Genomic DNA, 13,292 nt, shown 5'->3' on the forward strand with positions numbered 1-13,292 from the left:
AGAACAATTGCTTCTGATCATCCCCACAGATAATTATAAACAATTATAAATTGTTTGTGAAATGAAACCGATTAATTTTTATAGATAGGATATTAAAAACGGTTATATCTATTTTATTGGAGGAATAAAATTATGATAAGAAAAGCGCAGGCGCCTTCGAAACATGAAAACCACTTGTTTCTGCGATGTCAATTCTTAGAAGTGTTCCTTGGTGCTAAGCCTAAGGCAGGCTAGGCGCTGTAACTAGACAGGCCCTGATTTTTTTCATCTTTTTTATTGGTGAAATAAATTGATTAATTTTATTAGAAAAAAAGCGATTCCAGCCCCTATTAATGGTCCAACCGCTACGCCTTGAAAGGCTACAACTGCAAAAATAGTACCAAGAACTAATGCAGTGGTAAGCTGGGGGTCTTCTGCCAGTAAGATTAAACCGTTTTTAGCAACTATGGCAACGAATACCCCTGCCCCAATCGCAATCCATGCATAATAAGACTGGGCACTTTGAACAAGTTCTCTAAAACCAATTTCACCTGTTGCAATAGGAATGAGGACTGCGATGGTAATAATTGTTACACCAATAGTAATTCCTTTATCTTGCAAATAAGGAAACAGCTTACTATCTAAATTAAATAATTGAATCCCAAACAAAATATAAATCGCAATCATTATCGATTGATTTTTGCCGACAAAGCCTAAAAAAAACAAAATAATCAAAAAAAGTGTCGCCTGACTAAACATATGTATGCCTGCCCCCATTATCTTACCATAGATGAAAGCTTTTTTTAATAGTATCACATATTTTCATCGAAATAAAAATATGTTGTACAAGGAGGGATGTGTCATGCCATTATCCTTTGTTAACCGAATATTACGATTATTTTTAGTGATAGGAACTATCATTTCTGGTTTTATTATTAGTTATTATGTGATGAAATACACCTATCCATTTATTTTTTCCATATTAATTGCCATGCTTATCAATCCACTTGTAAATTTGTTCGAATATAAAATCCACCTTCCACGTGCTTTATCTGTTTTTTTATCAATCCTTCTAATTATGGCAGCTATTGCAGGACTAATAACCTTGCTTATAATGGAACTTATTAGTGGTACAACCTATATGGCTGAGCAAATTCCGAGGCATTTTGAAACGCTTGTTTCGATTTGCCAACAATTGATTGTTGATAGTATCATCCCTATTTATCAAAAGCTATCCATCATACTTAGTGGGCTAGAGTCCTATCAGCAAACAGCTATATTAGACAACATCCGTACTTTAGCAGATAGTTTTGCAACGAAAGGAGGAACAATACTTGAAACGATCTTAACAACAATTCCGGCAGAACTTTCCAAATTACCTAACTATATCACTGTATTTATATTCACATTACTTGGGACATTTTTCATTAGCAAAGATTGGTACAAGTTAACAGGCTTAGTTAAAAAGGTTGCTCCAGAGACTTTAATAATTTCTAGCTCAGATGTTATTACTGGTTTAAAAAAGGCTCTTTTTGGCTTTATTAAAGCTCAATTAACGCTTATCTCTATTACAGCCTTGATTGTTCTCGTTGGTTTAATTATCTTACAGGTTGAACACGCAACCACTATTGCTTTAATTATTGGAATGGTAGATCTACTTCCCTATTTAGGGACTGGGATTATTTTTTTACCGTGGATTATTTATACATTCCTTACGGGGAACTATTCTTTCACAATCGGCCTTTGTGTTTTATTTATTATAGTTGTCTTACAAAGGCAGTTAATGGAACCAAAGGTACTTTCTAGTAACATAGGACTTCATCCACTTGCAACACTCGTATCAATATTCGTAGGTTTCCAGCTATGGGGATTATTGGGGTTAATTATTGGGCCAAGCTTATTAGTGATTGTCAACACATTGTATCAGTCAGGTGTGCTCTACCGTTTATGGCTATTTATTTGGTAATAATTAAATAAAGCAAGTTGTTTTGTTCAAGCAGATTAACAGGTTCAAGCAATTTTAATGTGGGCGCATTTTATCCTTAACTTTATCGGTTAAAGGAAAAGCGCCCAAATCGCAATTTTAACTACTAAATTAGTAGTGATTATCTACGAAAAATAGTAATCGTCCCATTATCCAACATTCTCCTTAAAAGCAGTTGCATCCACCGTTTAATTGGTTCCCTAGTCATTGGAATAAGAAGTAAAAATCCAATTGCATCGGTAATAAATCCTGGCGTTAAAAGCACAACTCCCCCAATTAATACACATATTCCATCGAAGATAGCATCATGCGGAAGTTGGCCAGTGGCAAGGGAATGTCGAGCTTTCGTAATAGCTTCAATTCCTTGGTGTTTTGCTAGCCATGCGCCAATAACTCCAGTAAGAATAATTAAAAAAACAACCCACCACGGGCCAATTATCCCACCAGCCCATACTAATATTCCTATTTCGAGTGCTGGTACGACGAGAACAAATAATAATATCCAACGAAACATGCCCTGTCACATCCTTTGGCATTGATAATCCTTGCACCCGTGTAATTCTAAGGTGATTGGCACACGAATTCAAGGTTCACTTAATTATATCAGACATTGCTCCCCTTATCTTACATAAAGTTCAGGGTGCTTGCTAAAATTAATCTGCCGAAGTTTTTAAATAATGCGCAGGTAACTCTAGGGTTAATTTCCGCTCCAGGCAGTCGCTTTCTGTCCGAATTCGGACTCTGTTTGCTGAGTTTTGTCTTTTCCTGTCCGATTTGGGCTTGAATTAGGCTTGTATTCGGATGCGGTTAAGTCTCTATGCGGCGCTCTTTGCCACAAAGATTTTTTGCTTAAGACCTAAAGGCGGGCTAGGAAGCGGAGTGGACAGCTCTTCGATTTTTTTATACTTTCTTATTTTGTAAAAAAACAGCCCTTTATCTTCGTGTAAGATAAAGGGACTGCTTTTAGCGGTTAGCTATTATAGTACACTTGCATGTCCTGCGTAGATATCACCTTTACTTGAATCAATCGTAATATCCTTTCCGTCTTCAATAAGATCAACTGCCTTTTCAACACCAACAATTACTGGAATTCCTAAGCTTAAGCCTACGACAGCGGCGTGAGAAGTGAGTCCACCCTCTTCGGTAACTATTCCGCTAGCCTTTTCAATAGCCGGCATCATATCTTTATCTGTTCCATACGTTACTAGAATGTCATCTTGCTTCATTTTACTTAATGCTTCTTCGGTATTTTTCGCGACAGTAGCTCTCCCATAAGAACTTCCTTTGCCGATACCTTGACCCTTCGCTAAAACATCTCCAATAATGTGCACTTTCATCAAGTTAGTCGTTCCACTTTCACCGACAGGTACACCAGCTGTAATAATTACTCGGTCCCCACGCTTGAATTTGCCATTTGCTAACCCTCGATCGATCGCAACATCAAGAACGTCGTCTGTAGAATGAGCTAATTCTCCAAGAATTGCTTCCACACCCCATACGAGTGATAACTTACGACTAACCCGTTCGTCAAAAGTAACTGCAACTATTGGTGCCTTTGGTCGATATTTAGATATCATTCTTGCTGTGTGTCCAGTAACAGTTGGGGTTAAAATAGTATCAACATTTAGATTCATTGCTGAATGGTTAACAGATTGACTAATTGCATCAGTAATTGTCATATCACTATGTTTCGACCTAATATCGAGAATTGCTTTATGATCAAGTGCTGTTTCAGCCTTCATTGCAATATTACTCATTGTTCGAACAGCCTCTACTGGATAATCACCTGCAGCTGTTTCCCCTGAAAGCATGATAGCGTCAGAACCATCAAATATAGCATTCGCTACGTCAGACGCTTCTGCACGTGTTGGTCTTGGGTTTCTTTGCATAGAATCTAGCATCTGCGTAGCCGTGATAACCGGTTTACCCGCCGTATTACATTTACGAATCATGTCTTTTTGTACGAGAGGCACATCCTCCGGTGGAATTTCAACACCAAGATCTCCTCTAGCTACCATTAATCCGTCACTCACCTGTAAAATAGCGTCAAGATTATCTACACCTTCACGGTTTTCTATTTTAGGGATAATCTGAATGTGTGTTGCATCGTTCTTTTCGAGTAATTCCCTAATCTCAAGCACATCTGATGATCTTCTAACAAAAGAAGCTGCAATAAAATCAACATTTTGTTCAATTCCAAACTTAATATCTGCTGCATCTTTATTCGTAATACCAGGTAGATTAACACTTACATTCGGAACATTTACACCCTTCTTATTTTTAAGAAGTCCCGAATTAAGCGCCTTCGTTTTCAGTTCATTATTCTGTTTGTCGATGTCGATAACTTCTAATTCAATTAATCCATCATCCAATAGAAGACGGGAACCAACATGGACATCATCAATTAATTCTGGATAGGTAACAGATATTCTTTCGCTTGAGCCTTCAATTTCACTATCCATGGAAACATAGACGATATCTCCTTTACTAAGCATAGCTTGGCCATCCTTTAAAATACCAGTTCGAATCTCTGGCCCTTTTGTGTCTAATAATATTGCCACTGTTTTCCCTGTAATTTTTGACGCTTCACGAATATTAACAATTCGGTTGCCGTGTTCCTCGAAATCACCATGAGAAAAGTTGAGTCGAGCTACATTCATTCCAGCTTCCATCAACTGCACTAATTTCTCTACTGATTCTGATGCAGGACCTATTGTACATACAATTTTTGTTCTTCTCATTTACTTTTTCCTCCTTAAACAGTACAAACACGAATGCTACTTTTAAATAGAAAGTTCATTAGATAACTTGTACATTTCCATATTTACAGTATGTGGTTCTTTTAATATCTCAATAATGTCATGATCAACAAGTTTATTGTTTTGAATACCTACCATTCTACCTGCCTTACCTTCAAGTAGAAGGTCAACTGCTTTAGCACCCAATCTACTAGCTAACACACGGTCAAAACCTGACGGAGAACCTCCACGCTGTGTATGGCCTAATACAGTAACACGTGTATCCATATCGGTTGCTTCTTCGATTTTCTTACCGAAATCAACACCGCTTCCTACTCCTTCAGCTAAGATAATGATGCTGTGTTTCTTTCCTCTTTCTTGCCCTCTTTTAAGTTTTTGAATTACCGCTTCGAAATCATCCGGTTGTTCAGGAATTAAAATACTTTCAGCACCATCAGCAAGACCTGACCAAAGCGCTAAGTCACCTGCATTTCTACCCATTACTTCGATGACATATGTACGTTCGTGTGACGTGGCCGTGTCACGAATTTTATCAATGGAATCAATTATCGTGTTTAAAGCCGTATCAAAACCAATGGTGAAATCTGTTCCAGGTATATCATTATCTATTGTTCCCGGTACCCCAATACATGGATAACCTTTTTTTGTTAATTTTTCTGCACCACGGAAAGAGCCATCTCCACCGATTACAATAAGTCCTTCTATACCAAACTTATTCAATTGTTCAATAGCTTTTTGTTGACCTTCCTCTGTTTTAAAGGCTTCCGAACGTGCTGAATATAAAATGGTTCCACCTCGTTGAATAATATCCCCAACGGAGCCTAGTTCCATTTTTTTGATATTACCTTCCATCAAACCTTGGTATCCATTATATACACCAAAGACTTCTAAGTCATGGTAAATAGCTTTACGAACAACAGCTCTAATAGCTGCATTCATACCAGGAGAATCTCCGCCACTTGTTAATACACCAATTCTTTTCATGTTGTTCACCTCAATTTCAAAGTTTTTCCCCTATTTAAAGGTAATATTCCTCTGAACTATACCTTCCTTTTTATGTAACTAGAAGAACAAATTTGATTCCACATAAATTATACATGAAAGCCATGTGAATCTCATCCCTAAATATGACAAATTTAATTCCTTTACAAAAAAACGTAAACTTTTTTGTGTGTGTTTGTTGTTTTTTGCCTTGTGCATTAAAACTTTGGATTTGCATATGGATGAGACCTCATCATTTCGAAAAATAAAGAATTAGCTTATTTAAAATTTTTGTAACTTTACTAAAGTTAGTTGACCGCTTGCATGTATTTTAATCTTTGGCAAGCATACCACAAAAAACTGACTCATCTCTATCTCTTAGTTTAATGAATCCAAGAGATATTTGTATGAGTCAGCTTTGTTTCCATCGGAATTACTCTTCATTAGCATCAATTTCGATGTATTCACCCATTGATTTATACTTTTCCCATCTTTGTTCGAGTAACTCTTCCTGATTTAATTGTTTTAAGGTTGCTAAGGAATCAGATAAAACTTGATCAATATAGCTAGCCTGAAGTTTCACATCCCGATGCGCTCCACCTCTTGGCTCTGGAATAATCTCATCAATAACGTTTAATTGTTTTAAATCATAGGATGAAATTTTCAATGATTCTGCAGCCTGCTTAGCCTTAGTTGAATCTTTCCAAAGTAATGCTGCCGCACCTTCTGGTGAAATGACAGAATAAGTTGAGTTTTCCAACATATGAATGTGGTCTCCTACACCAAGAGCAAGTGCACCACCACTACCACCTTCTCCGATAACGATACAAACAATTGGCACTTTAAAGCCCGCCATCTCTATTAGGTTTCTCGCTATCGCCTCACTTTGACCCCTTTCCTCAGCAGCTTTACCTGGATATGCTCCTTTGGTATCGATAAAACTTATAATTGGCCGATTAAATTTATTTGCTTGTTTCATATGCCTAAGTGCTTTTCGGTATCCTTCTGGATGTGGCATCCCGAAATTTCTAGTAATATTGTCTTTCGTATTTTTGCCACGTTGGTGACCAACAATGGTCACCGGATTTCCCTTATACTTTGCAATTCCAGAAACAATAGCTTCATCATCACCAAATAGGCGGTCTCCATAGAATTCAATAAAATCAGTAAATAAAAGTTCAATATAATCTAATGTAGTTGGCCTGTCCGAGTGTCTAGCTATTTGTACCCGGTCCCATGGATTTAAATTACCATAAATATCTTTTTCTAACTTTTCTAATCTAGTTTCTAAAGTTGTAATCTCACTTGTTAAATCTATATCACTATCTTTTGTTAGTTTCTTTAATTCATCAATCTTGCTACGTAAATCTATTACTGGTTTTTCAAAATCAAGAGCTTGTTTCAATTGTCTTTCCCCCTCGAAGAATGAATATCAAGTATCGTTGTCAGTGTTTCCTTCATTTGATGTCTGGGAATGACTTTATCCAGTTGACCGTGTTTCAACTGAAACTCTGCTGTTTGGAAATCTTCCGGAAGCTTTTCTCGTATCGTCTGTTCGATGATTCTTCTTCCTGCAAACCCAATCAATGCACCTGGTTCAGCAAAGTTATAATCCCCAACAGAAGCAAAACTAGCCGATACCCCACCAGTAGTAGGATTAGTCATGATAGAGATCATAAGCCCGCCAGAAGATTGAAATCTATCAATTGCTACGGATGTTTTGCTCATTTGCATCAAACTTAACACACCTTCCTGCATCCTTGCTCCCCCGGAGGCGGTAAAGATAATAAAAGGTATGGATGCTGTTCTTGCATTTTCAATTGCTCTTGTTATTTTTTCACCGACAACCGAACCCATACTCCCCATTCGAAACCGTGCATCCATAATTGCCACAGCAACTTCAAATCCATTAATTGTTCCTTTCCCAGTCACTACGGCATCATTTAGATTGGTCTTCTTTCTATCTTTTTCAAGTTTATCTTCATAGTCTGGAAATCCTAATGGATTAGCAGAAATTATGTCTTTATCCCACTCACTAAACGAACCTTCATCAAACAAGCTAGTGATACGCTCTTCTGCACTAAATTGGTGGTGATGGTCACAATTCGGGCATACCTGAAGATTTTTATTCATTTCCTTACGGTAATAAATTTTTTGGCAACCCTCACACTTTTGCATTAATCCTTCAGGGATATCTTGTTTAGCTTTTTCACTTGGTATGGATGCATACTTTTTCTTCTTGCTAAAAAAATCTTTGAGCAAGGGTATTCCTCCTTTAACAATAAAGCCTATGTTATGAATTCTATGACTATTAATAGTTTGCAAACACACTTTCAATTTTTGAATACTCTCTATTTTTCAATACTTGAAGTAATCGATAATAAAAGCCATTATCATACAGGTTTACTCCAATCGCATTGGAAAACTCCTCCATCAACTGCCAAATCTTTTGTAACAAATAATTCTCAGCATGTCCAAAAATGCTCATAAAAAACAGATAATGCCTTTGTTGAGCGTCCACTTCTTGATTAAGTATCGACTCTAGCTGTGTAATATGTTCTTGCTCAAACTTACTAAAGGCAAGTTTGGTAGCTTCTTTTTCAATAATTTTCTTAGAAACTAACAAATCTTTTTTAGTAGTTGATTCTTGTAAAATAAATGTTGATAAAAGTTCAACTGTGTGAAAGGGTCGATATGAACGAAGAAATGTCCCTTCTCCTCTTCTTGTTTCGATTAGCCCGAGTAACTCCATTGCTCTTAATGCTTCACGAACGGAAGAACGCCCTGCAGTTAATTCTTCAGCTAACTCCCGTTCAGAAGGTAATTTATCACCTGGAGATAAATGATTATTATGAATATAATTTTTTATTTCTTTTAACACTTCTTCATACACTTTAACAGTTCCTGCCATCGTTGTAATCACTACACTCCTTTGGCCCTTAACGTACAATATAATTCATACCGTTACCACTCTGTTGTCTTAACAGCTTCACTGGTCTGACCACTCGCTACTACATTATAACAAATCCATTGTTTCTGTAAAGTAATGGATGTTGGATACCAAATTTATTCCAACTCTATTTGTTTTCTTGTACTGCAACCCTATCTTTACCAAACATATTATAAAACAACTGGATGCATGCATGATTTAAATCAACAAAATAATCAACTGCTAGTTGGTAAGTTTTCCTGTTCTTCTCATGATAAACAATGACAGGTACTTGTCCCGGAAATTGCTGTGCTATCTTTTTTAGAGACATTAATGTCAATTTCTCATTGTCTTCGGAAATTTTCACAAATACACGCTTTGTCTGCGAATGATTTAACATTGTTTCGTCAAATTTAGTAATTGTAGCAATTAGTAATTGAACTTTGCCCTTTCTCTCTTCTGTTTTACCCTCAACAAAAACAATCATTTCCTCTTTTATCCACCGGCCAACCTTACGATATAACTCTGGAAAAATAACAGCATCCATTTCCTCACCTTCATCTGCTATTGTGATAAACGCCATTGATTCTCCTCTTTTGGTTCGGATTGTTTTAATCGTTTGGATGACCACACAGCTTTTGGAATTGTTAACGCCGAGGCGCTTTTTTAATTCAGACAGGTCCAAATAACCGTTTTGTCGTAAGTTCTTTCGGTATCCAGCAATTGGGTGATCGGATAAATAAGATCCAATCAGTTCCCGCTCTAAAGCCAACTGCTTCATTTGCGGAAATGGTTCTGTTTCAATATAGGAACCTTCTAACTGTTCCAGAAAAAAAGACGGTTGATCATCAAATTCACGGAATAATTCCCCTTGTTCCATAGCTTGGTCAATGGTTGCTAACAGACTTGCTCTGTTGTTGTGAGTTTCATCAAAACCACCAACAAGAATTAAAGACTCTATTGCAGTTCGATTAACAATGTTTAACGGAACTCGAAGGCAAAAATCAAATAAATGTCTAAAAGGCTGGTCCTTTCTTGCTCGAATAATTTCTCGGACAATCTGTTGTCCAATTCCTTTGATTGATAACAATCCCATTCTTATTTTATTTCCTTCAACCGTAAATTTACCATAGCTTCTATTGACTGAAGGAGCCAATGTAGCAATATGTGAATGGCCTGCTTCTTTTATATACATACGAATTTTGTCCTGATTACCAGTTACAGAGCTTAATAATTCCGCAAAAAAATGGGTAGGATAGTGAGCTTTTAAATATGCTAGTTGGTAGGTAATAATACTATAAGCTACTGCATGACTTCGGTTGAACCCATAATTGGAAAAGCGGATAATCCATTCAAATATTTCATTTGCAACAGTAGATTCATAACCCTTTTCTATACATCCTGACAAGAAACTTTGTCTTATACTTTCCATTTCATCTCTTTGTTTTTTACTAACAGCTCTTCGCAGGATATCCGCTTGGCCAAGACTAAACCCCGCTATTTTATTTGCTATCTGCATAATCTGTTCTTGATAGACAAGCACACCGTATGTATGTTGTAAAATTGGTTCTAAGTCACGGTGCGGATAGGTGATTTCTTCCAGTCCGTGTTTTCTATTAATATAAACAGGTATATAATCCATAGGACCAGGTCGATACAGAGCATTAACCGCAACAATATCTTCAAAACTAGACGGTATCAATTCTTTTAACACACGCTGCATGCCACTAGATTCTAATTGGAATACCCCACTTGTTAGTCCTTTTTGGAGGAGCGAAAACGTCTGTTCATCATTTAATGGAATAGTATTCATATTAATTGTCACATTTTCCTTTTGCTCTATTGACAACAGTATATTCTCAATCAGCGTTAGATTTCTTAATCCTAAAAAATCCATTTTTAATAAGCCAACAGATTGAAGTTGCTTCATTTCATATTGCGACAGCGACATTTCACCGTTTGAAGCAATTAATGGGACATGCTCAACTAACGGTTGTTCACTTATAACTACACCAGCAGCATGTGTAGAAATATGTCTTGGCAACCCTTCTAGTCGAGTTGCTATTTGAAAAAGCGTCTTTAGTTTTTGGGATTGTTTGACATAGTCTGTCAATTGTTGTGACGACTTTAACCCCATAACAATGCTTTTGTCAGACTTGGCCGGAAGTTCTTTCAATAAATAAGCCTCATCCTGACTGTCGATATCCATTGTTTTGATAAGTTCTCTAACAAGTGATCTTGTGCCAAACGTGCCGAATGTAATAATTTGGGCAACGTGTTCAGAGCCATATTTTTCCCTTACATAAGCAATTACCTCGTCACGTCGATGGTCAGAAAAATCGACATCGATATCCGGCATTGATATTCTATCTGGATTTAAAAACCGTTCGAACAATAAGTTATATTTAATTGGATCAACATTGGTTATTCCTAACAGAAATGCGACGATAGAGCCTGCAGCCGACCCTCTTCCCGGTCCAACCATGATCCCTTCCCTTTTCGCGTAACGTATAAAGTCCCAGACAATTAGAAAATAATCACTAAAATGCATGGAATCAATAATGGATAGTTCATAGTCCAGTCGTTTTTTTGCTTCCTTGCCATTTGGATATTTTTGATGTAAAGCTTTGTTACATAATTCTTTCAAATAATCATTCGCATTTCTACCATTTGGAAGTGGAAAAGATGGCAAAAGCGAACGACCTAAATCAAGAGTTACTTGACAACTATTCGCGATGATTGTAGAAGCATTGATTAACTCTGGCCATTGTGTTGAAAAAGCATCATAGATTTCACCTAGAGTTAACAAATATTGTTTTTTTGGTAACGGGTGGTTTATTGCCTTGCCATCCCACTTAACACCATGTTTCATTGCCTTTAGACAATCATAAGCGATAAAATCCTTTTCACTCAAATACCTTACATCACCAATTGCTGTTGCTTGGTAATGATTGCTTGTAACAAATTCTTTCATATGATTTAGCGATTCATTTGTGTCTGGCTGGATGCCAAGATAAAAATAATCACTTGGAATCGTTTTAGTCCAATCGTTTAAATACTTAGCGAATTCCTGATCTATTTTAGTATGGGATATTATTTTTTCTTGGAGTGGAAGAATGACAATCATTCCATCCAGATATTCGGACAAAATAGTTAAATCAACAGTTTGCCGATCCCTTTGGATCAGTGTACTCAATTTAAGTAAATTTTTATACCCATCATTCGTCCTAGCAAGTAGGATACAATCATCATTGGAATTCGTTGTCGCTATGTTTACTGTCATTCCAATAATTGGCTTAATTCCTAATTGTAAGCATGTCTGATAAAACGTTACAGCTCCATACAGGACATTCTCATCTGTTAATGCAATACTATCGTATCCTAGTTCTTTAGCACGCTTTATTAGTTGTTCTATTTTAATAGTACTTTTCATCAAACTATAGCCACTACGCACTTGCAAGTGAGTGAAATCCATTCCCCTCCCACCTTTCCTAGGGTATTACTTTTTCGAACCTTAATAATTTATTATATCTGATTACTTCTCCTATTTAAAAACAATAGGCTATTTTTAAGAAGTATAGTCGCTTCCCTAAGGAAACCAAATTTCGCTTTACCGTGGGTAGTAAAAACTTTTACGAAAACAGCCTAACAATAACATATCATGTCCCATTCGTTCATAAACTTAATTAAGTTTTGTATAGTCAAGCCACGTTTGAAGGAGAGGCAAAGATGGAAGAGAGATTTATTTCCTCGATGATTCAATGCTATTTCATTGCTTTAGGGGTAGTCATGGGAGGATCGATTATCGGAAGTATTGGTGCATTTGCAACAGGTGAACCACCTCTAACGTTAATGGGAAGGATTGCAAAAGGCTTACGGATATGGGCAGTTGTAGCTGCTATAGGTGGTACATTTGACGCTATATCAAATTTTGAAAAGGGGATTTTTGAAGGCTCGACGATTGACATTTTCAAACAAATTCTGCTTATTATCACGGCAATGGGCGGTGTTCAAACAGCACTATTGATCTTAGAATGGCTTATACAGGAGGACATTAAATAATGCATATTCCTCCTTATTACAAAATGAGAGACTGGCAACGTTTTTTAGCAGGTACGTTTGTAGGAGCAATCATAAGCTATGTCGTATTCATCTATATGTATGGACAGTTTTATGAAAATTGGGTGGAAGAAAATCTAGCTATTCGCTCTGAACTAAATGAATTAGAAGAAAACTATCAAGCATTACAAGAGAATGGTAATTCTAAGGAAAACATAACCGTTAATTCAATTGAAATTTCAATTACCAATCAAAAGCAATTAAAACTAGATAGTTTGTCTGTCCATCAGCTACAAGAGTTAATTAAAACACAAATAAGAGACGTAATCGGTAAAGATATTGAAAGCTTATCGAAAAACTATACATTCATTACCTCAACTGTCGAAAATAAGCAGTACACAATTGACGAATTCACCTATAAAGCAACTGTCAAGCAATTATTTATTCCTGGTTCCACGTTAACGATGAACGTAGAGTTATCCATTTCTAATTAATCACGATCATTTGTATTTCTGTAAAAGCCCGCTTAAGAAGGGGTTATTTTTAAGTGCTAAGGACAACCATCTTATAGTAGGGTGGTTGTCCTTTTTATTAAGAGAAA

Annotated in this window: 11 protein-coding genes; 3 read left to right on the forward strand and 8 right to left on the reverse strand. The window is 36.6% G+C overall.

What is annotated here, in order from left to right; translation table 11 throughout:
* Positions 1 to 273: 273 nt before the first annotated feature.
* A complete protein-coding gene (locus tag NC799_RS02325) occupies positions 274 to 738 on the reverse strand; it encodes a DUF441 domain-containing protein (RefSeq protein WP_272444701.1) in 465 nt (154 codons plus the stop codon).
* A 103-nt stretch (positions 739 to 841) separates the two neighbouring features.
* Here NC799_RS02325 and ytvI point away from each other — a divergent pair, with 103 nt between their 5' ends.
* Positions 842 to 1,945: a sporulation integral membrane protein YtvI gene (gene ytvI, locus NC799_RS02330; protein ID WP_272444702.1), complete on the forward strand. Its 1,104-nt coding sequence runs from the start codon at positions 842 to 844 to the stop codon at positions 1,943 to 1,945.
* A gap of 139 nt (positions 1,946 to 2,084) precedes the next feature.
* Here the strand turns inward: ytvI and NC799_RS02335 are convergent, their stop codons facing one another.
* The 7 genes from NC799_RS02335 to dnaE all read right to left on the reverse strand — a co-directional run bounded on the left by NC799_RS02335 (position 2,085) and on the right by dnaE (position 12,107).
* Positions 2,085 to 2,477, reverse strand: a complete 393-nt coding sequence (locus NC799_RS02335) for an FxsA family protein (protein ID WP_272444703.1) — start codon at positions 2,475 to 2,477, stop codon at positions 2,085 to 2,087.
* A 463-nt stretch (positions 2,478 to 2,940) separates the two neighbouring features.
* On the reverse strand, positions 2,941 to 4,704 hold the full coding sequence (gene pyk / locus NC799_RS02340) for a pyruvate kinase (RefSeq protein WP_272444704.1): 1,764 nt from the start codon (positions 4,702 to 4,704) through the stop codon (positions 2,941 to 2,943).
* A 42-nt stretch (positions 4,705 to 4,746) separates the two neighbouring features.
* Entirely contained in the window at positions 4,747 to 5,706 is a 960-nt protein-coding gene (gene pfkA / locus NC799_RS02345) for a 6-phosphofructokinase (protein ID WP_272444705.1), read from the reverse strand.
* 430 nt (positions 5,707 to 6,136) lie between these two features.
* Complete coding sequence (gene accA, locus NC799_RS02350; protein ID WP_272444706.1) at positions 6,137 to 7,108, reverse strand: acetyl-CoA carboxylase carboxyl transferase subunit alpha; 972 nt, start codon at positions 7,106 to 7,108, stop codon at positions 6,137 to 6,139.
* Positions 7,105 to 7,965: an acetyl-CoA carboxylase, carboxyltransferase subunit beta gene (gene accD / locus NC799_RS02355; protein WP_272444707.1), complete on the reverse strand. Its 861-nt coding sequence runs from the start codon at positions 7,963 to 7,965 to the stop codon at positions 7,105 to 7,107. Before accD ends, accA begins: the two co-directional genes overlap by 4 nt.
* Before the next feature lie 49 nt (positions 7,966 to 8,014).
* Positions 8,015 to 8,626: a FadR/GntR family transcriptional regulator gene (locus NC799_RS02360; RefSeq protein ID WP_272444708.1), complete on the reverse strand. Its 612-nt coding sequence runs from the start codon at positions 8,624 to 8,626 to the stop codon at positions 8,015 to 8,017.
* A gap of 154 nt (positions 8,627 to 8,780) precedes the next feature.
* Entirely contained in the window at positions 8,781 to 12,107 is a 3,327-nt protein-coding gene (gene dnaE, locus NC799_RS02365; protein ID WP_272444709.1) for a DNA polymerase III subunit alpha, read from the reverse strand.
* 254 nt (positions 12,108 to 12,361) lie between these two features.
* Between dnaE and ytrH the strand changes: the two genes are divergently transcribed.
* Together ytrH and ytrI are read left to right on the forward strand one after the other, a co-directional pair.
* Complete coding sequence (gene ytrH / locus NC799_RS02370) at positions 12,362 to 12,694, forward strand: sporulation membrane protein YtrH (RefSeq protein WP_272444710.1); 333 nt, start codon at positions 12,362 to 12,364, stop codon at positions 12,692 to 12,694.
* Positions 12,694 to 13,185 (forward strand): sporulation membrane protein YtrI, encoded by a 492-nt coding sequence (gene ytrI, locus NC799_RS02375; RefSeq protein WP_272444711.1) that lies wholly within the window; start codon positions 12,694 to 12,696, stop codon positions 13,183 to 13,185. The genes ytrH and ytrI overlap by 1 nt, the downstream gene beginning before the upstream one ends.
* Positions 13,186 to 13,292: the final 107 nt, after the last annotated feature.

This window comes from Aquibacillus salsiterrae, assembly GCF_028416595.1.
GTDB lineage: Bacteria > Bacillota > Bacilli > Bacillales > Amphibacillaceae > Aquibacillus_A > Aquibacillus_A salsiterrae.